Consider the following 23,549-nt stretch of genomic DNA (forward strand, 5'->3'; position numbering starts at 1 on the left):
GAGACACCACCCCATGATCGCCATCCCCTCCCTGCAAGAAAGCGTCAGCCCCGAAGAATGGCAGCTGCGCTGCGACCTGGCCGCCTGCTACCGCCTGGTGGCGCTGTACGGCTGGAGCGACCTGGTGTTCACCCACATCAGCGCCAAGCTGCCCGAGTCGGTGTCGGGCCCCGAGCACCAGTTCCTGATCAACCCCTACGGCCTGATGTTCGACGAGATCACCGCGTCGAGCCTGATCAAGGTGGACATGCAGTGCAACAAGCTACACGACTCGCCCTTCCCGGTGAACCCGGCCGGCTTCGTGATCCACAGCGCCGTGCACGAGGCCCGGGCCGATGCGCAGTGCGTGCTGCACACCCACACGCGCGCCGGCGTGGCCGTGAGCGCGCAGAAATGCGGCGTGCTGCCCATCAGCCAGCAGAGCACCTTCGTGCTGGCTTCGCTGGCCTACCACGGCTACGAGGGCGTGGCCTTTCGCGATGAGGAAAAGCCGCGACTGCAGGCCGACCTGGGCGAGGCCAACTTCCTCATGCTGCGCAACCACGGCCTGCTCACCGTGGGCAAGTCGATTGCCGACGCCTTCCTGTCGATGTACACCTTCGAGAACACCTGCCGCATCCAGATCGACGCCCAGGCCGGCGGCGAGCTCAACCCGGTGGACCCGCAGATCGTGAGCGGCGTGGCCCAGGCCATGCGCGTGCAGACCGGCGGCCTGGGCGGCGCCTTCGTCTGGCCGTCACTGTTGCGCAAGGCACAGCGCGACGCACCTGGTTACGACAGCTGACACTTGCCCCGGGCAATCCGGGCGGCTTTACCGCCCGGGTCATGCAAAAAGCCGGGTCAGCGCATAGGATCGGGGGTTCCCGCCGTATCCAACCCAGAGGACCCACAATGAAACTCTACTACTCTCCTGGCGCCTGCTCCCTGTCCCCACACATCGCACTGCATGAAGCGGGCCTGGCGTTCACGCCTGTGCTGGCCAGCACCAAGAGCCACAAGCTGCAGGACGGCACCGACTACTACACCATCAACCCGTTGGGCTACGTGCCCCTGCTCGAGCTGGACGATGGCACGCGCCTGCGCGAAGGCCCGGCCATCCTGCAGTACATCGCCGACCAGGTGCCCCTGAAGATGCTGGCACCCCAGAACGGCTCGCTGCAGCGCTACCGCCTGCAGGAATGGCTGACCTTCATCGGCACCGAGATCCACAAGGGTTTCAGCCCCCTGTTCAACCCCGCCACGCCCGAGGAATACAAGACCATCGCACGCGAGAAGCTGCTGCAGCGCCTGCAGTGGGTGGACAGCCAGCTGGCCGACAAGCAGTACGTGATGGGCGATCAGTTCACCGTGGCCGACGGCTACCTGTTCACCGTGACCAACTGGGCCAAGCCGACCAACCTGGACATCTCGGCCTTCACCCACCTGGCCGCCTACCGCGAGCGCGTGGCCGCACGCCCTGCCGTGCAGGAAGCCATGAAGGCCGAAGGCCTGCTCAAGTAAGCAGCGCCGCGCGGCAGGGAGGCTGCGGGTGCGTCATGCAGCCAGCGGCTTCTGCCGCGAGGCCACCAGCGCACCCACCCACAGCGCACAGGCCGAGAACACCAGCCCGCGCGCCAGGCCGCCGGGGCCATCGGCGATCCAGCCCACCACCGTGGGCCCGACGATCTGGCCGGCCGCGAAGACGATGGTGAAGGCGCTGATGCCGCTGGCCCACAGCGCCTGCGGCAGGTTGTGCCGCACCAGGGCCGTGGTGGAGGCCACCACCGACAGGAACACTGCCCCGAACATGAGGCCCGAGGCCAGCACCACCGGCCAGGCCGAAGTCAGCGCCGGCAGCACCGTGGCCACGCCCAGCAGGCCGTTGAGCAGGGCCAGCGCTTGCCCGCCACGGCTGCGGTCCAGCAGGCCCGCCCAGATGCGCGAGGACAGCACCACCGCCAGCCCCAGCAGCGCATAGAACCAGGTCACCGCCGTGCCGCTGGCGCCCTGCTCGCGCAGCAGCGCCACCACGAAGGTCATGTAGCCGATGTAGCCCACGCCGAACAGGCCATAGCCGAGCAGCGCCGGTGCAAAGGGCGCCCAGCGCATGCCACTGGTTGCAGGCTGCGCGGACGCTACGACAGCCGGTGCCGCCAGGGCCTGCAGCGCCCGCGCCGGCCACAGCAGCACCACCGTGGCTGCCACGCAGGCCAGTGCCAGCGCCCACCAGGCCCAGGCCCAGGGGTGCGGGCCCGGAGCCGCAGCCAGCACGGCCGGCACCAGCACCGCCGACAGGCTGATGCCCCAGCCCGTGCCGCCGTAGTACAGGCCCAGCAGCAGGCCGCTGCGCCCCGGCTGCTGCGCACCCAGCCGCGCCGCGAGCAGGCCGCCGCAGACGAAGACCAGCGCGCTCGCCACACCGGCCAGCAGGCGCTGCACCAGCAGCGGCACGGCGTCCACGAAAAAGCCGCACAGCCCCATGAACACCGTGGCCAGCACGGACCCCGCCACGAGCAAGGTGCCGGGTGAAAAGCGGCGCAGCAACATCGGCGTGGCCAGGGCGCCCAGCAGGTAGCCCAGCGCGTTCACGGTGTTCATGGCCCCGGCCAGCGTGTAGGACCAGGAGAGGTCCTCGCGCATCGGCGGCAGCAGCAGCGCGTAGGCAAAGCGCGTGATGCCCAGCGAGACGGCCGCCCCCATCGACAGAGCCACCGCCAGCCACAGGCCGTTGCGCAGCAGGGCGGAGGAAGGCACGGGAACGTCATGGCTCATGGCGGCCATTGTGCAGGGCCAGGGCCCGTGGCGCTGTCGCCGGCGGTTCCCCGCGCGAAGCCTCCCGAGCCTTGCGGTAACACAAATCCCTTGCCCTGTGTTGCGCCAGCCCACTGCAGCCTTTGCCGAATGCGAATACGCTTGTCCGTTATTTCCGGTCCTTGCGACCTCCGCACGAACGAAAGCTCCGCTCCATGTCCACAGCCTCTCTTTTCGATCCCATCCAGGTCGGTGACCTGCATTTGGCCAACCGCATCGCCATGGCACCGCTCACGCGCAACCGCGCACCCAACGCCGTGCCGGCCGAGATCACCGCCACCTATTACGCGCAGCGCGCCAGCGCCGGCCTGCTGATCACCGAGGCCACGGCCATCAGCCACCAGGGCCAGGGCTACGCCGACGTGCCCGGCCTGTACGGCACCGAGCAGCTCGATGCCTGGAAGAAGGTCACCACCGCCGTGCACGAGGCCGGCGGCAAGATCGTGACCCAGCTGTGGCACGTGGGCCGCATCTCGCACAACGACCTGCAGCCCGATGGCGGCGCACCCGTGGCACCCTCGGCCCTCATCGCCAAGGCCAAGACCTACCTGATCGACCGCGAGACCGGCAAGGGCAGCTTCGCCCCCACCTCGCAGCCGCGCGCGCTCGATGCCTCGGAGCTGCCCGGCATCGTGCACACCTACGCGGCCGCCGCCCGCAACGCGGTGGAGACCGCCGGCTTCGACGGCGTGGAGATCCACGGCGCCAACGGCTACCTGCTCGACCAGTTCCTCAAGACCGGTGCCAACCAGCGCACCGACGACTACGGCGGCAGCATCGAGAACCGCGCCCGCCTGCTGCTCGAAGCCACGCGCGCCGCCGTGGACGCCGTGGGTGGCGGCAAGGTCGGCATTCGCCTGTCGCCCGTCACGCCTGCCAACGACATCGTGGACGAAGACCCGCAGCCCCTGTTCGACTACGTGATCCGCCAACTCGCCCAGCTGCGCCTGGCCTACATCCACGTGATCGAAGGCGCCACCGGCGGCCCGCGCGAACTGCCCGACCGCCCCTTCGACTACGCCGCCCTCAAGACGGCCTACCGCGAAGCCGGCGGCAAGGGCGCCTGGATGGTCAACAACGCCTACGACGCCGGCCTGGCCGAGAAGGTGGTGGCTGACGGCACGGCCGACATCGTGGCCTTCGGCAAGCTCTACATCGCCAACCCCGACCTGGTCGAGCGCCTGCGCACCAAGGCCCCGCTCAACGCCTGGGACCAGAGCACCTTCTACGGCGGTGGCGAAAAGGGCTATACCGACTACCCAACGCTGGCCGAAGCAACAGCGAAGTAATTGGCTCAGGGCCTAACCTAGTCCGATGGGGTTGGGGGCCCGCATCACGATGCGGGTGAACAAGCGGTCATAGGCCCCGTCGCGGGCCGAGCCCTGCACCAGGGGATTGGCGTTGGTGGCAAACGCAGCGTCCACCGCCGCCCAGTCCTGCGCATCCAGGTGCGCCTGCGCTGCGGGCAGCACCACGGTCTCTTCGATCCGCATGTGCTCCAGGTAGAAGGCCACATAGCGCTGCAGGGCCTCCTCGAACGCGCTGCGCCGCGTGTCCCCCAAAAGCTCCCAGGCCAGCAGCAGGTGCTGCAGCTCGCGCACCGCAGCTTCGCCGCCCGCGTGCTCTCGCTCGAGCTGCGCGATGGCTGCCGCCGCCTCGGGCGCACGCTCGGCCACGCGCGGAAACAGCCACTGCGTTTCCTTGGGGTGGTGCTGGCGCTCGGGAAACTCGTCGATGTAGAACAGCATCGCGCGCATCACGTCGAAGAACGCGGCCGGCGCGTCGGCCGGCCCCCGGTCCAGCATCAGTTGCAGCGAGCGCAGCACCGCTGCCAGCGAGGCGTGTTCGTCGCGAATGGTCCGCACACTGGCATGGGGCATGGCTTTGCTCCTGAAGATTACATTGCTCCAAGGGTGCCATGCCAGTGTCCGGACCGACCTGACGCAGGTCAATGAAAGCCCCATGAAAAAAGCCCCGCTCGCCGAAGCGTGCGGGGCCTTGCCTTGGGGCCGAAGACGGCGTGGCGTCAGCGAGCCAGCAACTGGCGCGAGCCCGTTGGTGCACGCAGCGATGCATGCTGCTGGGGCTGGGCCACGGGGCCGCCGCTGTGGCCGCCATGGCCGCTGTGGGCCATCGACTCGTCGAGCTGGAACTGCTGCACCACTTCCGACAGGCGCGCCGCCTGCTCGCGCAGCGACTCGGCCGCTGCGGCAGACTCTTCCACCAGCGCAGCGTTCTGCTGCGTCATGCGGTCGATCTCGCCCACCGACTGGTTCACCTGGCCGATGCCGGCCGACTGCTCGGTCGCCGCAGCGGTGATCTCTCCGATGATGTCGCCCACGCGTTGCACGCTGGCCACGATCTCCTTCATGGCCGTGCCCGCGTCTTCCACATGGCGCACACCGCCGTCCACGGCGGTCACGCTGTTGCTGATCAGCGCCTTGATGTCGCTGGCCGCGGCGGCCGAACGCTGGGCCAGGCTGCGCACTTCGCTGGCCACCACGGCAAAGCCGCGGCCCTGCTCACCCGCACGGGCAGCTTCCACCGCGGCGTTCAGCGCCAGGATGTTGGTCTGGAACGCGATCGAGTCGATCAGGCCGATGATGTCGCCGATCTTGCGGCTCGATGCCGAGATCTCCTGCATGCTGGCCACGGCCTGCTGCACCACCGAGCCGCCACGCGTGGCGGTGCTTGAGGCCGATGCCGCCAGCTGATTGGCCATCTGCGAGGACGATGCCGTCTGCTGCACGGTGGAGGTCAGTTGCGACAGCGAGGCCACGGCCTCCTGCGCGTTGCTGGCCGTCTGCTCGGTGCGCTGCGACAGGTCCTGGTTGCCCGTGGCGATCTCCTGGCTGGCCGTGGCGATGTTGCCGCTGGCGTCGCGCACCTGCGCCACCAGAGAACCCAGGCCCTGCTGCATGTCGCGCAGCGCACGCTGCAGGTCGGCCACTTCATCCTTGCCGTCGGCCACGATGGGCTGCGACAGGTCACCCCCGGCAATCGCCTGTGCCATGCGGCGCGCAGCGGCCAGCGGGTTGCAGATGGACTGCATGTTCAGCAGCGTGAGCGGCACCACCACCACCACCGTGATCAGCACGGCCAGCGCGAACAGCAACTTGGTCTGCGCCGTGACGCTGCTCTGCTGCTCCACGGCCTTGGCCACATCGGCGCGCAGCACCTCATCGAGCTGCACCATGAGCTTGTCGGCCTGGTCGAACTCGGCCACGGCCTTGCCGCTCATGCGGTTGGCGATGGTGGCCGTGTCGTAGCCACCCGCCTCCAGCTGGCGCGCCACATGGGCGAACTGCTCGCGGTAGCTGTCCAGGCGCTTGATGATGTCGCGTACCACGGGGTTGTCGCTGTCCTCGGGTCCGTCGAGGAACTTGGTGGCGATCTTCTTGGCCTTCTCCTGGCTGGCCAGCCACTTGGCCTGTGCCACCTTCACGACCTCGGGCTTCTCGTAGCCGATGATCATGTCCTTCTCGAGCTGGCGGATGGTGCCCATCTCGCCGCGCAGCTCGGCCATGTACCCCACTTCGACGAAGGAGTTGGCCATGAAGTCCTCGCTGAGATCGGCGATGCGGAACATGCCCAGCATGCCGGCCCCCCCCAGAAGCCCCAGCAGACCCAGCACCACACCAATGGCCCCCAGCATGCGGAATCGAATGGTGAACTGCCGCATGAGCGCGAAAAGATTCATGATCTGTCGTCCTTCAATATTTGTACCTGTGCCGGACTGCAGGGAATCTCTGCCAAGCAGATCATCCCCCACCCCCGTGTCCGCCGGTATGCAACAAAACGTTGCAGTTTGCCAGACAACGGTGACCACGCGCCATACGTGTTTATCACATGCGCCAACGTTTCAACAGCAGGGCATTCGCCATCACGCTTACAGAACTGAGCGCCATGGCCGCCCCCGCCACCACCGGGCTCAGGTAACCGAGCGCGGCCAAGGGGATGCCGGCCACGTTGTACGCAAAGGCCCAGAACAGGTTCTGGCGAATCTTCATCACCGTGCGGTGCGATATGTCCAGCGCGGCAGCCACCAGCAACGGGTCGCCACGCATCAGCGTGATGCCCGCCGCATGCATGGCCACATCGGTGCCATTGCCCATGGCCATGCCCACGTCGGCAGCGGCCAGGGCCGGCGCATCGTTCACGCCATCGCCCACCATGGCCACCACATGGCCGCCCTGTTGCAATGCGGCCACACGCAGGGCCTTGTCACCGGGCAGCACCTCGGCCATCACCTCGCCCGCCTCGGGGTCCAGGCCCAAACGGTGCGCCATGGCCTCGGCCGCCCCCAGGTTGTCGCCCGACACCATCACCGTGCGAATGCCCCGGGCCTTGAGCGCAGCCAGCGCCTCGCGCGCACCCAGCTTGGGCTCGTCGCCAAAGGCCAGCAATGCGCGCAATGCCAGGCCCTGTACCATACGCTCGGCCACTGCCGACACCGTGGCGCCCTCGGTCTGCAATGCCTGCGCGCGCACAGCCAACGCGCCCATGTCCACGCCCAGTTCCTGCATCCAGCGCAGGCTGCCCACCAAGTAGCTGGCGCCCTGCACCACACCCTCGGTACCCCGGCCCGGCACGGCGCGCACGGCACCGGGGGACTGCAGGGCCAGTTTCCGCTCCTGGGCCGCACGCACCACGGCGCGCGCCAGGGGGTGTTCGCTGCCGCTCTGCACGGCGGCCACTGCCGCCAGCACGGCGCCTTCGTCCACGCCGGCCACCACCTCGAAGGCCGTGAGCCGGGGCTGCCCCACCGTCAGCGTGCCGGTCTTGTCGAAGGCCACCGTGTCCACCAGGTGCGCGCGCTCCAGCGCCTGCGCATCCTTGATCAAAATGCCGTTCTTCGCAGCCACCCCCGTGCCCGCCATGATGGCGGCCGGCGTCGCCAGGCCCAGCGCACAGGGGCATGCGATCACCAGCACCGCCACGGCATGGATCAGCGCCGCCTCCATGCCGGCACCGGCCCACAGCCAGCCCAGCAGGGTGGCCAGGGCAATGGCCAGCACCACCGGCACGAATACGGCCGAGACCTTGTCCACCAGGCGCTGCAGCGGCGCCTTGGCGGCCTGCGCGTCCTCCACCAGGCGGATGATGTGCGACAGCACCGTCTCGGCGCCCACGGCCGTCACCGCCATCACGATGCGCCCGTCACCATTGATCGAGCCGCCCGTGAGCGGCGCGCCCACGTCGCGCGCCACGGGCAGGGGTTCACCGGTCAGCATGGACTCGTCCACCTGGGTGTGGCCTTCGTGCACCGTGCCGTCCACCGGGATGCGCTCGCCCGGGCGCACCACCAGCCGGTCGCCCACCAGCACTTCGGCCACGGGCACGTCCACCTCGCCGGCCTTGCCCAGCAGGTGCACCACGTCGGGCCGCAGCGCGTGCAGCGCACGGATGGCGGTGGTGGTCTGGCGCTTGGCCCGTGCCTCCAGCCACTTGCCCAGCAGCACCAGCGTGACCACCACGGCCGAAGCCTCGAAGTACAGGTGCGGCGCATGGCCAGCGTGGGCCGTGGCCCACAGCCACACCGACAGGCCCCAGCCCGCGCTGGTGCCCAGCGCCACCAGCAGGTCCATGTTGCCCGTCAGCGCCTTCAGCGCATGCCAGCCGGCCTTGTAAAAGCGCGCACCCAGGATGAACTGCACCGGCGTGGCCAGTGCGAACTGCAGCCAGGCGGGCAGCATCCAGTCCTGGCCGAAAAGGTCACCCAGCATGGGCAGCACCAGCGGTGCCGACAGCGCCAGGCCCACGCCCACGGGCAGAAAGCCAGCCCAGGGCGACAGGTCTTCGGCTGCATCGGCCTGGTCCTTCGCCAGCGGCTCGTAGCCCGCATTGCGCACGGCGCGACGCAGTTGCGCCTCCAACGCAGCGGCATCGCTGCCGGCGGGCGCCGCCATGCCGATGCGAGCGGACTCCGTGGCCAGGTTGACGGAGGCATCCTGCACCCCCGGCACCTTGCGCAGCGCACGTTCCACGCGGCCCACGCAGCTGGCGCAGGTCATGCCGCCGATGCCCAGGTCGAACTGTTGCAAGGGCTCAAGGGCCCGGTCAGGGGTGGTGTCGTTGGTCATGGGGGGTACCTTACAGCTTGCCATGGTGTCAAGGTCAAGCCCTTGCCCCAGATCAAGTCGGCGCCTTGTCCGATACGGCGGCGTGGCCGCCGGTGGTCGAATTTTGTGCATGACAAGCCCCACACCCCCACGGGCGCGCACCGGCCAGGCCCCCGAGCCGCTGGACCGCGCCGCATTCCGCGAACGCTTCCTGCTCGACTACCAGGACCCGCGCTTTGCCGACGAGGCCGGCGACGCACTGGACCGCATCGAGGCCATCGCCTGGCGCAACTACGACGACAACCGCAAGGCGCCGCGCACACGCAAGGCCGGGCCCGGCTATGCCGACCCGGACTACGACCTGTCGGTCGACTGGCTGGAGGCCAAGGAGCGCATCGACGCAGCGCGTGCGCGCTGGGCCGACCCGGCCAGCCCCTCGCGCGTGCTGCTGGTCTGCGGCTCGGCACGCAACGACGGCACCTGCCCCGGCGAGATCTCCAAGAGCTGGCGCATGCTGAACATGGCGCGCGACGTGCTGGCCGCCGAGCACATCGAGGTCGACCTGCTCGACCTGAGCCGCGTCACCTCCGACTACGGGCGCCACATCCACCCCTGCAAGGGCTGCGTCTCCACGGCCATGCCGCTGTGCCACTTTCCGTGCAGCTGCTACCCCAACCATGCCATGCGCCAGACGGGCGACTGGATGAACGAGATCTACGAACGCTGGACCGCCGCGCACGGCGTGATGATCATCACCCCCGTGTACTGGTACCAGGCGCCGAGCCCGCTCAAGCTCATGATCGACCGCCTGGTCTGCGCCGACGGCGGCAACCCCGACCCCACCAGCACCCACGGCAAAAAGTCCGCCGAGGCCAAGGCGCTGGAGCTGGCAGGCTGGGGCTACCCCAAGCACCTGGAGGGCCGCGCCTACGCCCTGGCCGTGCATGGCGATGTGGCCGGCATCGAGATGACGCGCCGCGGCCTGTCGGACTGGCTCGACTGGATGGGCTTCATCGACGCCGGCCCCGCCGCACGCCTGGACCGCTACATCGGCTACTACGAAAGCTATGCCCAGAGCCACGAGGTGCTGGACCGCGACAGCGCCATGCAGGCCGAGATCCGCGGCGCCGCCCAGGCCCTGGCGGTGGCGGTGGGCGAGCTGCGCGCGGGCACTCTCTCGCGCCCCGATGCCGGCGTACGCCGCGCCCGGCCGAAGTAGGCAGTCCCTCTTCAAGGTTTTGCAGCAGGGCTTGACCTTGCCACCATGTGAAGGTTTACGCTCCAGGCTGTTCAATGCAATCAGCCAATCAGCAAGGAGTCTTCACATGCAGCCATCCACCACCACCAGCCATGAATTCCAGGTCCAGGGCATGACCTGCGGCCATTGCGAGCGCGCCGTGACCCAGGCCGTGCAGAGCGTGGACCCAGCCGCCAACGTGCGCATCGACCGTGCCAGCGGCAGCGTGCATGTGGAGCACAGCAGCGCCGACCGCGCAGCGCTGGCCGCGGCCATCGCCGAAGAAGGCTACGCCGTCGCGGCATGAGCAAGACCGACTGGCCCGTGCCCATCGGCGAGGCCGCGCGCCGCGCCGGGGTTTCGGCGCGCATGGTGCGCCACTACGAATCGCTGGGCCTGGTGGCCGGCGTGGCGCGCACCGACAGCGGCTACCGCCAGTACACCGCGGCCGACGTGCATGGCCTGCGCTTCATCCGCCGCGCACGCGACCTGGGCTTTTCGATGGACGAGATCGCCGGCCTGCTCGCCCTGTGGCAGGACCGCAGCCGCGCCAGCAGCCAGGTCAAGCGCATCGCCCAGGCCCACATCGAGGACCTGAACGAGCGCATCGCCGCCATGCAGGCCATGCAGCGCAGCCTGCAGACGCTGGTGTCGTGCTGCCATGGGGATGACCGGCCGGATTGCCCGATCCTCGACGACATGGCGGGGGAGCCAGCTCCCCACAAACATTAAGCGCGTTTGTGCGGCGCCGCTGCAGCCGGCGCCGCCCTGCGCACCCGCTTGGCAGGCGCCTTGGCCACCACCGCCCCATCGGCACGCCGCAGCACCCCCTGGCACAGCGTTGCTATGCACTGCTCGGCCACCTGCTCGGCCGTGTACTCGCCGCCGGGCTGGTACCAGCGACCGATCCAGCTGAGCGCCCCGGCGATCACGAAGGCTGTCATCTTCGGGTCGCAAGGCTGCAGCGAGCCCTCCTGCACACCCTCGGCCACCAGGCGGCGGAACTCCCGGTCGATGGCGGATTTGTGGCGGCGCAGTTCGGCGCGGCTCTCGGGAGGCAGTTGCTCGTCGCCCACGCGGATCAGGCATTTGCCGAAGTCCATGGTCACGATGCGCGCATACACCTGCATGCAGGTCATGAGCTGGTCGATGGCCTTGCCGCCCGCCGCGCGCGAGGCGTCTATGCCCTCGAGCATCATTTCCAGGCCCTTGCTCACGCACTGCAGCAGGATCTCGTCCTTGTTCTTCACGTAGTAGTACAGCGTGGGCTTGGTCACGTTCAGCCGCGCGGCGATGTCGTCGAGCGAGGTGGCGTGAAAGCCGCGTTCGTTGAACAGCTGCGCGGCTGCCTGCAGCACGGCATTGCGCTTGGCCTCGCGCTGCTGTTCGCGGTGGGACGCGGGCGCCCAGGGCGACGCAGGCGGGCGGTCCGCACTGCGGGGGGGCGACACGGTGGGGCTGGGCATGGCGGGCTGGTTCCTCGGGAAAGTACGGATGCTGGTTTGGCGCCGGGCCTTCCAGAATCTACTCGTGAGTAAACAGTTTACGCACAAGTAGAAAATTTCTGCAGGCCCGCAGGCATTTTCTGGTCAGCACAAACCCGCATTAGAAAGCCAATGGAGACACACCCACCCGGCAATCCCCCCGCCAGCGCGCCGCCCCTGCTGCAGGTCGATGGCGTCACGCTGGCCTTCGGCGGGGTCAAGGCGCTCACCAGCGTGGGCTTTGGCGTGCAGGCTGGCTCCATCACCGCCGTCATCGGGCCCAACGGTGCGGGCAAGACCTCGCTGTTCAACACCATCTCGGGCTTCTACCGCCCGGGCAGCGGCGCCATCCGCTTCAAGGGCCAGGACATCACGCGCGTGCCGGCCCCGCAGCGCGCCCGCCTGGGCCTGGGGCGGAGCTTTCAGAACATCGCACTGTTTCGCGGCATGACGGTGCTCGACAACATCAAGCTCGGGCGCCATGCGCACCTCAAGACCAACGTGCTCGACGCGCTGCTGTACATCGGCCGCGCACGGCGCGAAGAGGCCGCCCTGCGCGCCGACATCGAGGAGCGCATCATCGACTTCCTGGAGATCGACCACATCCGCCACGCGCCGGTCTCGGCCCTGCCCTACGGCCTGCAAAAGCGCGTGGAGATGGCCCGCGCCCTGGCCATGCAGCCCGAGATCCTGATGCTCGACGAGCCCGTGGCCGGCATGAACCGCGAGGAGACCGAGGACATGGCGCGCTTCATCCTCGACGTGCGGGCCGAATGGGGCGTCACCGTGCTCATGGTCGAGCACGACATGGGCATGGTCATGGACCTGTCGGACCACGTGGTGGTGCTGAACTTCGGCCAGGTCATCGCCCAGGGCACGCCGGGTGAGGTGCAGGCCAACCCCGAGGTCGTTCGCGCCTACCTGGGCTCGGGTGACGTAGGCGACCTGCGGGCCCGGCTGCATGCCGGCGCTGCGACGCCGCTGCAAGGGGTCGCATGATGGATTGGGCCTACCTGTTCGAAATCAGCCTCACCGGCATCTCCGGTGGCGGCCTGTACGCGCTGGCGGCACTGGCCTTCGTGATGGTCTACAAGGCCACGCGCGTGGTGAACATCGCCATCGGCGAGATGCTCATGGTCGGCGCCTACCTGTTCTTCACCTTTGCGGCCACCTTCGCGCTGCCGCTGTGGCTGGCCATCCCCGCGGCGGTGCTAGGCTCGGGCCTCTTGGGCGCGGTGATCGAGCGCACCATGATCCGACCGCTGCTGGGCGAGCCACCGATCTCCGTCTTCATGGTCACCGTGGGCCTCGCCTCGGTGCTCGTAGGCCTGGTGGAGATGATCTGGACGGCCGACCAGCGCCGCCTGCCCGAGTTCATGCCGACCAAGCCGATCATGATCGGCGAGGCCTTCCTCGCGCCCAAGGTGTTCTGGGGTGCGGTGATCGCGGTGGTCTTCATCGCGGCCGTGCTGCTGGTGTTCCGCTTCTGGCGCGGCGGCGTGGCCCTGCGCGCCACGGCCAGCGACCAGGCCGCCGCCTACTCGGTGGGCATCAACGTGCCGCGCGTGTTCTCGCTGGCCTGGGTGGTCTCGGCCATGATCGCCGCAGTCTCCGGGATCATCGTCGGCTCCATCGGCGGCATCTCGTCAAGCATGGGCGTGTTTGGCCTGTCGGTGCTGGTGGTGGTCATCGTCGGCGGGCTCGACAGCGTGCTCGGCGCCCTCATCGGCGGCCTGCTCATCGGCCTCATCGAGGCCCTGGCCGGCGCCTACCTGGGCGGCGAATACAAGCTCCTGGCCACTTTCATCGTGCTGGTCGCGATGCTTCTCGTTCGCCCGTACGGCCTGTTCGGCACGCACGAAATCGAACGCCTATAAGGTACGCCATGCGCATCGGAACCCTCAAGGAATCCTACGTTGCAGACGCAGCGCTGTTCGACTCGCGCACGCAGAAGGTCTGGCTCGCCGTGGCCGCCGCGCTGCTGCTGCTCTTCCCCTTCATGGCCAGCGACTACTGGCTCTACCTGGCCTGCCTGGTCAGCATCAACGTCGCCAGCGCCACGGGGCTCAACATCCTCACGGGCTACACGGGTCTCGTGAGCCTGGGGCAGGCGGCCTTCATGGGCCTGGGGGCCTACACCGTGGCCGTGCTGGAGACGCGCGTGGGCACGCCCTTCCTCGTGAACCTGCTGGCCGGCGGCTTGGTGGCCATGCTGGGCGGCATCGTCGTGGGCATCCCCTCGCTGCGCGTCAAGGGCCTGTACCTGGCCATCGCCACCATCGCCGCATCGTTCATCGCGCACTTCATCTTCGCCAACTGGAAGTTCACGGGCGGCACCGGGGGACTGAGCGTGCCGCCCGCCAAGCTGTTCGGCCTTCCGCTCGATACCTCGTTCCGCCTGTACTGGGTGATCGTGCCCGTCACCGTGCTCATGCTGCTGGGCGCAGCCAACCTGTTTCGCACGCGCGTGGGCCGCGCCTTCATCGCCATCCGCGACCGCGACATCTCGGCCGAGGTGCTGGGCATACCGCTGCTGCGCTACAAGCTGCTGTCGTTCGGGCTGTCCTCGTTCTATGCGGGCGTGGCCGGTGGCCTGTGGGCCTACTTCTTTCGCGTGGTCACACCCGAGAGCTTTCCGCTGCTCATGTCCATCTTCTTCCTGGCCGCCATCATCGTTGGCGGCATGGGCTCCATCCTGGGCGGCATCCTGGGCGCAGTGTTCATGACCATGGTGCCCGAACTGCTCAAGCTGGTCGTCAACCTGCTGCCCGGCGGCAACGAGCTCACGGTGTTTCTTTCGCCCGTGCGCACCGTCATCTTCGGGCTGCTGATCATCGGCTTCCTCGTCTTCGAGCCCCATGGCCTGGCCGAAGTGTGGCGGCGCATCCGCCGTTTCTTCCATCTCTGGCCTTTCAGAAACTAAACCACCAGGAGACACGCATGCACAAGACCCCCACCTCCCCACGCCGCCGCTCGCTGCTCGCCGCCGCAGGCGCCGCCGCGCTGGCACACCCTCTGTCGGTGCTCGCGCAATCGGGCGAAGACATCGTCATCGGCGGCTCCATCCCGCTCACCGGCGTGTTCGCGTTTGCGGGTGTGGGCATCAACGCCGGCATCGGCGACTACGTGAAGATGGTCAACGACGCGGGTGGCATCAAGGGCCGCAAGCTCAAGTACGTGCCCGAGGACACGGGCTACAAGGTCGACGTCTCGGTGGCGGCCTACAAGAAGATCACCAGCCAGAACAAGGTGAATCTCTACTACGGCGACTCCACCGGCTTTGCCAAGACCATCAACCCCGAGCTCGACCGCGCGGGCAGCACGCTGATGGCCGGCGCGTCCTTCGCGTCCGAACTCAACGACCCCGCCAAGTACCCCCACCAGTTCCTCGTGGGCCCCGACTACACGGAGATGTTCGGCATCCTGCTCAAGCACATCGCCAAGGAAAAGCCCGGTGCCAAGGTGGCCTTCGTGTACTCGGACTCCGAATTCGGCCGCGACCCCATCGACAAGAGCGAGGCCGCTGCCAAGGCGCTGGGCCTGTCCGTGCCCGTCAAGATCATGACGCCCGCCGGCAGCGTGGACGTGTCGGGCGAGGTCATCAAGCTGCGCCGCGCCGCGCCCGACTACACCATCTTCCACGGCTACATCCTGGCCCCCATCCCCGAGTTCATCACCCAGGGCAAGCAGCAGGGCATGACCAGCAAGTGGATGGGCACCTTCTGGACCATGGACAGCTCCACCGTGATGAAGATGGGCGAGGCCGCCGACGGCTTCATGGGCGTGATGCCCTACCGCTACTACTACGACACCGAGAAGGCGCCCATGCTGGAGAAGATCCGCGCGCTGCGCCCCGAGTACCAGAGCACGGCCTACATCCAGGGCTTCCTCGCCGCCATGCTGTTCACCGAATCGGCCAAACGCTGCCTGGATGCAGGCAAACCGCTCGACGGCAAGAACCTCAAGGCTGCGCTCAACAGCATCAAGGACTTCGACACCGGCGGCCTGATCGGCGTGCCGATCACCATCAGCGGCAACTCCATCCCTGTGGGCCGCGTGTACCGCGCGGACATGAAGGCACAAAAAATGGTCGCCGCTTCCGACTGGATCAAGCTCTGACCTTGCCCGCCATGACCCAGCCCGCCGCGACGGACCACGTCCTCGAAGTCAACAACATCGAGGTCATCTACAACAAGGTGGTGCAGGCCCTGCGCGGCCTGTCGCTGTCCGTGCCGCGCGGGCAGATCGTGGCGCTGCTGGGCAGCAACGGCGCGGGCAAGTCCACCACGCTCAAGGCGGTGTCGGGCCTGCTGGCGCTGGAGGATGGTGAAGTGCAGGGCGGCAGCATCCGCTTCAACGGCCAGCCCACGGCCCACCTGGCGCCGCAGCAACTGGTGCGCAACGGGCTCTCCCACGTCATGGAGGGCCGCCGCGTATTCGAGGACCTCACCGTGGAGGAGAACCTCGTGGCCGCCACCTATGCACTCACGGGCCGCAAGGATGCGAAGCCCGATTTCGACAGCGTCTACAGCTACTTCCCGCGCCTGCACGAGCGCCGCAAGGGCCTGGCCGGCTACCTCTCGGGTGGCGAGCAGCAGATGCTGGCCATCGGCCGCGCGCTGATCGCCCAGCCCCAGCTGATCCTGCTTGACGAACCCTCGCTGGGCCTGTCGCCGAAGCTGGTGGAAGACATCTTCACCATCATCGCGCGCATCAATGCCGAGCGCGGCACCTCCATGCTGCTGGTCGAGCAGAACGCCACCGTGGCGCTGGCCGTGGCGCACCAAGGCTACATCATGGAGAACGGCAAGATCGTGATCGACGGCACGGCCGAGCGCCTGGCCAGCGACCCCGACGTGCGCGAGTTCTACCTCGGCATGGGTGGCGGTGGCGAAGCGAAGAGCTTCAAGGACATCAAGCACTACAAGCGCCGCAAAAGATGGCTGTCATGAACCTCCCCGAACTCACCCTGCCCCAGATGCTGCGCGAGCGCGCGCGCACCGAGCCGGGCCGCGTGGCCATCCGGCAAAAGGACTTCGGCATCTGGAAGCCCTTCACCTGGGCCCGCTACTACCAGCGCGCCTGCCACTTCGGCCTGGGGCTGCGCGCGCTCGGGCTGCCGGCGGGCGGCCATGTGGGCGTGATCTCGGAGAACCGCACGGAGTGGGTGCTGTGCCAGATGGGCGCGGGCCTGGTCGGTGCGGTCACGGTGGGCGTCTACCCCACCAGCCCCACCAACGAGGTGGCCTATGTGGTCGGCCATGCCGACATCGAGATCATGGTCTGCGAAGACCAGGAGCAGACCGACAAGCTGCTCGCCGCCCTGCCCGATCTGCCGCGCCTGAAAAAGATCATCGTCATGGAGACCAAGGGCCTGCGCAGCTTCGCACCCGAGGTGCGCGCGCTGATCGCCACCTTCGCCGAGGTCGAGGCACTGGGCGCCGCCTCGGGGTCGCAGGCGCCGGTGGACGAGGCACTCGCGCGCCAGACGCTCGACGACGTGGGCCTGATGATCTACACCTCGGGCTCCACCGGCAAGCCCAAGGGCGCGATGATCAGCTACCGCAACATCCGCGGCGTGGTGCCCGGCATCGTCGATCGGCTGCAGCTCGATGCGGACACCACGCACCTGTCCTACCTGCCGCTGTGCCACGTGGCCGAGCAGATGCTCACCAGCTTCGTGCCGGTGTACATCGGCTCACAGGTGAACTTCGGCGAGTCCATCCGCACCGTGCAAGAGGACCTGCGCGAGGTAGCGCCCACCATGTTCCTCGGCGTGCCGCGCATCTGGGAGAAGATGCACGCCGCCATCCACATCAAGCTGCAGGAGACCGGGGGCCTGCGCCGCCGGCTGTTCCACCGTGCCATGGCCGCCTGCCAGACCCTGGCCGAGAAACCGCGCAGCACCTGGAGCCTGGGCGAGCGCCTGGCCTTCGCCGCCAGCTACTGGCTGGTGTTCCGCGCGCTGCAGAACTTCATCGGCCTGCGCGAGGCGCGCGTGGCGCTCACCGGGGCCGCACCCATCCCGCCCGATGTGGTGCGCTTCTTTCGCGTGCTCGGCCTGCCGCTGGTGGAGGTCTATGGCCTGACCGAATCCACCGGCATGGTCACGGGCCACCGGCTGGACCAGGTGGTGGTCGGCACCGTGGGCGTCCCCATCCTGGGCGTGGAGCACCGCATTGCCGACAACGGCGAGCTGCAGCTGCGCGGCGACATGGTGTTCGCGGGCTACTACAAGAACCCCGAGGCCACGGCCACGAGCATCGTCGACGGCTGGCTGCACACTGGCGACGTGGTGCGTGAAGAGCGCGGCCAGTTGAAGATCGTGGACCGGCTCAAGGACATCATGATCACTGCGGGTGGCAAGAACCTCACGCCGTCCGAGATCGAGAACACCATGAAGGGCAGCCCCTTCATCAAGGAATGCATCATCGTCGCCGAGGGCCGCAAGTTCGTGGGTGCGCTGGTGATGATCGACTACGAGACCGTGGGCAAGTGGGCCGAGGCCCGGCGCCTGGCGTTCACGCATTTCCGCTCGCTGGTGGAGGCACCCGAGGTGCGCGAACTCATCGACACCGAGATCCGCCGCGGCAACGAGCGCCTGGCCCAGGTCTCGCAGATCCGCCAGTTCCACCTGCTCACCAAGGAGCTGGACCACGACGACGGCGAGGTCACCGCAACCATGAAGGTGCGCCGCTCCAGCATCTACAAGACCTACGCCGCGGAGATCGAAGCGCTGTACCGCTGAGGAACCGACATGACCGACGACACCGAGGCTGCGCCTCCTCCCCTGCTGCACGAGCGCCAGGGCGCCATCGCCACGCTGTGCTTCAACCGGCCCGCTGCGCTCAACGCCATCGACGTGCCCATGGCCCAGGCCTTCCTGGCCGCCGTGCAGGCCATTGCGGCAGACGCCAGCGTGCGTGCCGTGGTGCTGCGTGGCAACGGCAAGGGCTTCATGGCCGGCGGCGATCTGGCCACCCTGCGCGCCGACCCGGTGCAGGGTGCGATGGACCTGCTAGAACCGCTGCACGCCGGCCTGGCCCTGCTGGCGCAGATCGATGCGCCCGTGATCGCCCAGGTACACGGCGTGGCCGCGGGCGCCGGCCTGTCGATGCTGCTGCAGGCCGACTATGTGCTCATGGCCGAGGGCACGCGATTGAACCTGGCCTACATCAACCTGGGCACCAGTTGCGACGTGGGCGCCTCGTGGGCCCTGCCGCGCATGGTGGGCCTGCGCCAGGCGCTGGAGATCGCGCTGCTCGGCGATGCCTTCACGGCCGAGGACGCGCTGCGCCTGGACCTGGTCAACCGCGTGGTGCCCATGGCCGAACTCGATGCCGCCACCACCGCCCTGGCCGCGCGCCTGGCCGCGGGCCCCACGGTGGCCTATGGCGCAATGAAACGCCTCATGCGCCAGTCGCTGGAGCGCAGCCTGCCCGAGCAACTGGCGGCCGAGCAACAGGCCTTCGCCCACTGCGCCGCCACCGGCGACTTCCGCGAGGGCATCGAGGCGTTCTACGCACGCCGGCCCGCCCAGTTCAACGGGCGCTGAATTCCCTCTCTTCTCCTTCGACACATTCCCTATGAGCAGCCTCCAAGACGTCTACGTCCTCTCCACCGCGCGCACCGCCATCGGCACCTTTGGCGGCAGCCTCAAGGACGTGCCCAACACCGAGCTGGCAACCACCGCCGTGAAGGCCGCCATCGCGCGCAGCGGCCTACCGGCCGATGCCATCGGCCATGTGGTGATGGGGAACGTGATCCCCACCGACACCAAGGACGCTTACCTGGCGCGCGTGGCCGCCATCGACGCCGGCTGCCCCATCGAGACACCGGCCTTCAACGTCAACCGCCTGTGCGGCTCGGGCCTGCAGGCCATCATCTCGGCAGCCCAGGCCATCGGCTATGGCGACTGCGACATCGCCATCGGCGGCGGTAGCGAATCCATGAGCCGCGGCCCCTACTTCGACACCGCAGCGCGCTACGGCGCGCGCATGGGCGACGCCAAGAGCATCGACTACATGCTGGGCATCCTGCACGACCCCTGGCAGAAGATGCACATGGGCATCACCGCCGAGAACGTGGCCGAGCGCTACCGCATCGGCCGCGAGGCACAGGATCAGTTGGCCGTGCAGAGCCAGCAGCGCGCGGCGCATGCCATCGCGGCCGGCTACTTCCGCGAGCAGATCGTGCCTGTGGAGATCACCACGCGCAAGGGCACGGTGGTCTTCGATACCGACGAGCATGTGCGCGCCAACACCACCCTGGAGGTGCTGGCCGGCATGAAGCCCGCATTCAAGAAGGATGGCCTGGTCACCGCCGGCAATGCCTCGGGCATCAACGACGGCGCAGCCGCCGTGGTACTGGCCTCGGGCGCGCGCGTGTCGGCCCTGGGCCTCAAGCCCCTGGCCCGCCTGGTCGGCTACGCCCATGCGGGCGTGGAGCCGGCCTACATGGGCATTGGCCCGGTGCCCGCCACACAGAAGGTCCTGCAGCGCACCGGCCTCACGGTGCAGGACATGGACGTGATCGAGGCCAACGAGGCCTTCGCCGCCCAGGCCTGCGCCGTGATCCAGGAGCTGGGCCTGGACCCGTCCAAGGTCAACCCCAACGGCTCGGGCATTTCGCTCGGCCACCCGGTGGGCGCCACGGGCGCCATCATCACCACCAAAGCCATTGCCGAGCTGCACCGCACGGGCGGCCGCTATGCGCTGGTCACCATGTGCATCGGCGGCGGCCAGGGCATCGCAGCGATCTTCGAACGGGTGTGATCCGCCCCGCCGCCTGCTGCCGGGCGCATTGCTGAACGCCGCGCAGCAATGCATGGCCATTGGCCATCAATCAGCGCCGCCATGTTTCTACGCTTGGAGACTTCTTCCTCCTTGCGGAAAAACATCCCGTGCTGCCTTTCATCGTTGTCTCGTCCCCTACCCGCTGGGGTACACCATGACCTGGGTCGCCCTGGGTCTCTTCGCCGGTCTGGTGCTGGGCAGCTACGACTTTCTCACCAAGCTCGCGCTGCGCGACAAGGGCGTGCTCGAAGTGGTGCTGCTGTCCTCCGTGCTGGGCGCGCTCGTGTGGGCGCTGTTCTTGCTCGCGCCACCTGCGGCATCGCAGGCGCTGCAGCCCTGGGGCCTCTCTCCGGCACCCCTGTCCTGGCGCGAACAGGCCTTGGTGCTTCCCAAGTCGCTGATGATGGTCGTCACCTGGGTGCTGTCGTACTACGCAGTCAAGGCTCTGCCGCTGTCGATCTCGGCCGGCGTGCGCGCGTCGGGCCCGCTGTGGACGGCGGCGGGCGCCATCGTGCTGCTCGGCGAGCAGCTCACCGGGTGGCAGTGGCTGGGCCTGGCGGTGTCCATGCTGTCCTACCATCTGTTCGCGCGCATCGGCAGCCGCGAGGGCATCCGCTTTCACCGCGACGGCTAGGTGCTGTGCATGCTGGCGGCCGTGCAGGCCTGGTCGGCGCTGCAGCGTGGCCTGATCGCACTGGCCCTGCTGCCCTGGGTGGGGCGCAGCGTTTCGCTGCGCGGCCTGTTCACGCGCCACTGGGCCGTGCCCGCGGTCGCGCTGGCCTATCTGGCGGCAGAATATCTCTACCTCGCTGCTGTGCAGACCGAGGGGGCCATGATCTCGGTGATCGCCGTGCTGCGCCGCAGCAACCTGGTCATGGTGTTCGCGCTCGGTGCCCTGTTCCTGCGGGAGCGCTTCATTGCCCAGAAGTCGCTGGCCATCGCCGGCGTGCTGGCCGGCATCGTGCTCACGCTGGCGGGCTGACCGGCGCCAGGCTGCGGATCCAGGCCATCACCTGCTGTCCCTGCGGCGTGATGGCCATGCGCTCCGAGGCGAGCAGGTAGTACGACTGCTGCGCGGGCAGAGCCACCTCGCCCAGGCGCACCAGCGCACCGCTGGCCAGCAGGTCCTGCACCAGCGAGCGCCGGCCCAGCGCAATGCCCTGCAGGCCCAGCGCCGCATCGAGCACGAAGCCCGTGTCCGTGAACGCCATGCCCTGCTGGCGCGATGCCGGCACGCGGATACCCGCCTTGTCCAGCCAGGGCTTCCAGGCCTGGCGCGTGTGCGCGAGCAGCACCGCCTTGCGGAACGCGGCCGTGCCGGCCGGCACGCCCAGGCGCTCCAGGTAGGCCGGCGCCGCCACCGGGAACCACTCGTCGCCCATGAGTTTTTCGCAGTGGTAGGCGGCCGGTCGGGTACGCGCAAAGCGCACGGCAATGTCGGCATCGCCCCGGTCCACATCCACCGTGTCGATAGAGGGGTGGATCTCCACGCCCCACCCCGGCGGCTGTGCACCCAGGCGCGACAGGGCCAGCACCAGGCGCCAGCGCGCGAACGAGGGCAAGGCGCTGATGCGCACCACCGGCAATTGCCCAGGATCGCCTGCGCCGAAGATCTGCTGCAGCTGGTGCAGCGGCTCCTTGAGTTGCTGGTGCAGGTGCGCCCCCTCGGCCGTGGGCGCCACGGCGCGCGTGCTGCGCACGAACAGCGGCTGCGCGAGCAACCGCTCCAGTTCGCGGATGCGGTGGCTCACCGTGCTGTGCGACAGGTGCAACTCCTCGGCTGCCTTGCTGAAGCTGCACAGCCGCGCCACCGCATCGAAGGCCAGGATCAGGTGGATGGGCGGAATGGCTTTCATAGACCGCAGGGAATGTCCATGCCCGTCACCGCCGCGCCCATCCCGCTCAGAACGGCGCCGAATCCGGGTCGGTGTCCGCCGGTGCCGTCGCCGGCCCGGTGATGGCGCGCCCCGCCACGTCCTTGCCGCGCGGTGGCACGGGTGCAGCGGCCGCCAGGACCGGGCCCGAAGGGCCACTGCTCGCGGGAATGGCCTGCGCAGCGCTGGCCCCGATGCCATCGGACTCGCCGCCCAGCGCCTCGATCAGGTCGGGGATCAGCTTGGACAGTTCGCCCGTGGCAATCGCCACGTCGGTGTCGAAGCCACCGTCATCGGCCTTGGTGCCTTCGAACACGGTGTCCAGGAAGGACACCTTCTTGATCTGCAGCCCCTCGGTCAGCATCAGCGAGACGCGATCGTCCCAGGTCAGCGCCAGCTTGGTGGGCAGCTTGCCGGCAGCGATGTGCGCCTGCACCTCTTCGATGTCCAGCGGGTGGCGCGAATAGCGCACCACGGCCTTGGACTCGTCGGCGCTTTTCAGCTCGCATTCGCGGTCCACGGTGAAGCCCACGGGCGGCTCCTGCGTGCTCAGCCAGTGCGACATGGCCACCTGCGGGCTGGTCTCGGTGTACAGCAGCGAGACCGACAGGCCCGGCAGGTATTCGACCAGCAGCGACACCACTTCGTCGGCATGGCCCTGGCTGGAAGTGTCGAACACGATGGTGCGTGCTTCCCTGTCGATCCACACCCACATCGAGCCCTGCTTGGTGAAGGCCATGGGCAGCAGGTCGAGCTTGGCCTCCTCCTTGAGCTCCTTGCTCTCCTTCTTGCCGGGCTTGCGCCCGGTTTCCTTCTCGATGCGCTCGGCCTTTTCCTTCACACGGCGGTTGAGCACCGAGCCTGGGAGCACCTTGGACTCGACCATGAAGCGCAGGATCCACTGCCCTCCTACCGACTCGACCATGGCGCCATGCTCATCGCCGCGTGGCGGCACCCAGCCCAGCGACTTTTCCTGCGTGGCACCGCACTCCATGAAGGGGGCATTGGCCAGCGCCTCTTCCACCTGCGTCAATTCCACCTGCCATTGCGGAGCAATGCGGTACACGATCATGTTCTTGAACACGAAAAACCCTCTGGTTGCCGGACGAAGCTGTCCACCGGTGCCATGCACGCCTGCGGCGCTGGCACGGAACCCTCCATTGTCGGTGGTCGGCGCCCCCTGCGCAGCGGGCCGCAGCGCAAGACAGGGAAAATCCCGGCGCCTGCTCCGCTTTTGATAGCTGCAACCTCCCACAGGCAAAGACGATCTTCTTGTCACAACTTTACACTGGGACAAACAACGTGCA

The 23,549-nt window shown here is 68.2% G+C and carries 23 protein-coding genes; 16 read left to right on the top strand and 7 right to left on the bottom strand.

Features of this window, described 5'->3' with window-relative positions; genetic code table 11:
* Positions 1-13: 13 nt before the first annotated feature.
* Together QYL93_RS14195 and gstA are read left to right on the top strand one after the other, a co-directional pair.
* Positions 14-784 carry a class II aldolase/adducin family protein gene (locus tag QYL93_RS14195; protein ID WP_145694163.1) on the top strand — a complete coding sequence of 257 codons (771 nt, stop codon included), beginning with the start codon at positions 14-16 and terminating at the stop codon, positions 782-784.
* A 107-nt stretch (positions 785-891) separates the two neighbouring features.
* Positions 892-1,500: a glutathione transferase GstA gene (gstA, locus tag QYL93_RS14200; protein WP_305744231.1), complete on the top strand. Its 609-nt coding sequence runs from the start codon at positions 892-894 to the stop codon at positions 1,498-1,500.
* 33 nt (positions 1,501-1,533) lie between these two features.
* Here gstA and QYL93_RS14205 read toward each other — a convergent pair whose 3' ends face one another.
* Entirely contained in the window at positions 1,534-2,751 is a 1,218-nt protein-coding gene (locus QYL93_RS14205; RefSeq protein ID WP_305744232.1) for a YbfB/YjiJ family MFS transporter, read from the bottom strand.
* Positions 2,752-2,945: 194 nt separating this feature from the next.
* Here QYL93_RS14205 and QYL93_RS14210 point away from each other — a divergent pair, with 194 nt between their 5' ends.
* Positions 2,946-4,079, top strand: a complete 1,134-nt coding sequence (locus QYL93_RS14210) for an alkene reductase (protein WP_305744233.1) — start codon at positions 2,946-2,948, stop codon at positions 4,077-4,079.
* A gap of 12 nt (positions 4,080-4,091) precedes the next feature.
* Here the strand turns inward: QYL93_RS14210 and QYL93_RS14215 are convergent, their stop codons facing one another.
* The 3 genes from QYL93_RS14215 to QYL93_RS14225 all read right to left on the bottom strand — a co-directional run bounded on the left by QYL93_RS14215 (position 4,092) and on the right by QYL93_RS14225 (position 8,873).
* Complete coding sequence (locus QYL93_RS14215; protein ID WP_305744234.1) at positions 4,092-4,670, bottom strand: hemerythrin domain-containing protein; 579 nt, start codon at positions 4,668-4,670, stop codon at positions 4,092-4,094.
* A 146-nt stretch (positions 4,671-4,816) separates the two neighbouring features.
* Positions 4,817-6,490 (bottom strand): methyl-accepting chemotaxis protein, encoded by a 1,674-nt coding sequence (locus QYL93_RS14220; protein ID WP_305744235.1) that lies wholly within the window; start codon positions 6,488-6,490, stop codon positions 4,817-4,819.
* 145 nt (positions 6,491-6,635) lie between these two features.
* Entirely contained in the window at positions 6,636-8,873 is a 2,238-nt protein-coding gene (locus QYL93_RS14225; RefSeq protein WP_305744236.1) for a cation-translocating P-type ATPase, read from the bottom strand.
* A gap of 109 nt (positions 8,874-8,982) precedes the next feature.
* Between QYL93_RS14225 and QYL93_RS14230 the strand changes: the two genes are divergently transcribed.
* The 3 genes from QYL93_RS14230 to cueR all read left to right on the top strand — a co-directional run bounded on the left by QYL93_RS14230 (position 8,983) and on the right by cueR (position 10,821).
* A complete protein-coding gene (locus QYL93_RS14230; RefSeq protein ID WP_305744237.1) occupies positions 8,983-10,071 on the top strand; it encodes a flavodoxin family protein in 1,089 nt (362 codons plus the stop codon).
* Between the two features lie 106 nt (positions 10,072-10,177).
* The gene (locus tag QYL93_RS14235) at positions 10,178-10,396 is read left to right on the top strand and encodes a heavy-metal-associated domain-containing protein (protein WP_305744238.1); all 219 of its coding nucleotides are present in this window, start codon (positions 10,178-10,180) and stop codon (positions 10,394-10,396) included.
* Positions 10,393-10,821, top strand: a complete 429-nt coding sequence (gene cueR, locus QYL93_RS14240) for a Cu(I)-responsive transcriptional regulator (protein WP_305744239.1) — start codon at positions 10,393-10,395, stop codon at positions 10,819-10,821. Before QYL93_RS14235 ends, cueR begins: the two co-directional genes overlap by 4 nt.
* On the opposite strand, the gene QYL93_RS14245 is transcribed toward cueR, so the two are convergent.
* Positions 10,818-11,555, bottom strand: a complete 738-nt coding sequence (locus QYL93_RS14245; RefSeq protein WP_305744240.1) for a TetR/AcrR family transcriptional regulator — start codon at positions 11,553-11,555, stop codon at positions 10,818-10,820. The two genes, cueR and QYL93_RS14245, sit on opposite strands and share 4 nt — an antisense overlap.
* Before the next feature lie 150 nt (positions 11,556-11,705).
* On the opposite strand from QYL93_RS14245, the gene QYL93_RS14250 reads away from it, so the two are divergent.
* The 10 genes from QYL93_RS14250 (at position 11,706) to QYL93_RS14295 (ending at position 21,350) form a co-directional block, all read left to right on the top strand.
* Complete coding sequence (locus QYL93_RS14250; RefSeq protein WP_305744241.1) at positions 11,706-12,572, top strand: ABC transporter ATP-binding protein; 867 nt, start codon at positions 11,706-11,708, stop codon at positions 12,570-12,572.
* Complete coding sequence (locus QYL93_RS14255) at positions 12,569-13,450, top strand: branched-chain amino acid ABC transporter permease (RefSeq protein ID WP_305744242.1); 882 nt, start codon at positions 12,569-12,571, stop codon at positions 13,448-13,450. Before QYL93_RS14250 ends, QYL93_RS14255 begins: the two co-directional genes overlap by 4 nt.
* A gap of 8 nt (positions 13,451-13,458) precedes the next feature.
* A complete protein-coding gene (locus QYL93_RS14260) occupies positions 13,459-14,496 on the top strand; it encodes a branched-chain amino acid ABC transporter permease (protein WP_305744243.1) in 1,038 nt (345 codons plus the stop codon).
* 17 nt (positions 14,497-14,513) lie between these two features.
* Positions 14,514-15,692 carry an ABC transporter substrate-binding protein gene (locus QYL93_RS14265; RefSeq protein ID WP_305744244.1) on the top strand — a complete coding sequence of 393 codons (1,179 nt, stop codon included), beginning with the start codon at positions 14,514-14,516 and terminating at the stop codon, positions 15,690-15,692.
* Between the two features lie 11 nt (positions 15,693-15,703).
* The gene (locus QYL93_RS14270; protein WP_305744245.1) at positions 15,704-16,525 is read left to right on the top strand and encodes an ABC transporter ATP-binding protein; all 822 of its coding nucleotides are present in this window, start codon (positions 15,704-15,706) and stop codon (positions 16,523-16,525) included.
* Positions 16,522-18,321: a long-chain fatty acid--CoA ligase gene (locus QYL93_RS14275; RefSeq protein WP_305744246.1), complete on the top strand. Its 1,800-nt coding sequence runs from the start codon at positions 16,522-16,524 to the stop codon at positions 18,319-18,321. Before QYL93_RS14270 ends, QYL93_RS14275 begins: the two co-directional genes overlap by 4 nt.
* A gap of 9 nt (positions 18,322-18,330) precedes the next feature.
* Complete coding sequence (locus QYL93_RS14280) at positions 18,331-19,128, top strand: enoyl-CoA hydratase/isomerase family protein (RefSeq protein ID WP_305744247.1); 798 nt, start codon at positions 18,331-18,333, stop codon at positions 19,126-19,128.
* Between the two features lie 31 nt (positions 19,129-19,159).
* The gene (locus QYL93_RS14285) at positions 19,160-20,347 is read left to right on the top strand and encodes an acetyl-CoA C-acyltransferase family protein (protein ID WP_305744248.1); all 1,188 of its coding nucleotides are present in this window, start codon (positions 19,160-19,162) and stop codon (positions 20,345-20,347) included.
* Between the two features lie 175 nt (positions 20,348-20,522).
* Positions 20,523-21,002 carry an EamA family transporter gene (locus QYL93_RS14290; protein WP_305744249.1) on the top strand — a complete coding sequence of 160 codons (480 nt, stop codon included), beginning with the start codon at positions 20,523-20,525 and terminating at the stop codon, positions 21,000-21,002.
* Positions 21,003-21,011: 9 nt separating this feature from the next.
* Positions 21,012-21,350, top strand: coding sequence for a hypothetical protein (locus QYL93_RS14295; RefSeq protein WP_305744250.1), 339 nt, complete (start codon positions 21,012-21,014; stop codon positions 21,348-21,350).
* Here the strand turns inward: QYL93_RS14295 and QYL93_RS14300 are convergent.
* Both QYL93_RS14300 and QYL93_RS14305 read right to left on the bottom strand, forming a co-directional pair.
* The gene (locus QYL93_RS14300; RefSeq protein ID WP_305744251.1) at positions 21,334-22,224 is read right to left on the bottom strand and encodes a LysR substrate-binding domain-containing protein; all 891 of its coding nucleotides are present in this window, start codon (positions 22,222-22,224) and stop codon (positions 21,334-21,336) included. The genes QYL93_RS14295 and QYL93_RS14300 overlap by 17 nt on opposite strands.
* 46 nt (positions 22,225-22,270) lie before the next feature.
* A complete protein-coding gene (locus QYL93_RS14305) occupies positions 22,271-23,326 on the bottom strand; it encodes a recombination-associated protein RdgC (protein WP_305744252.1) in 1,056 nt (351 codons plus the stop codon).
* Between the last annotated feature and the right edge of the window lie 223 nt (positions 23,327-23,549).

The organism is Acidovorax sp. A1169, assembly GCF_030704685.1.
In the GTDB taxonomy this organism is placed as follows: Bacteria; Pseudomonadota; Gammaproteobacteria; order Burkholderiales; family Burkholderiaceae_C; genus Acidovorax.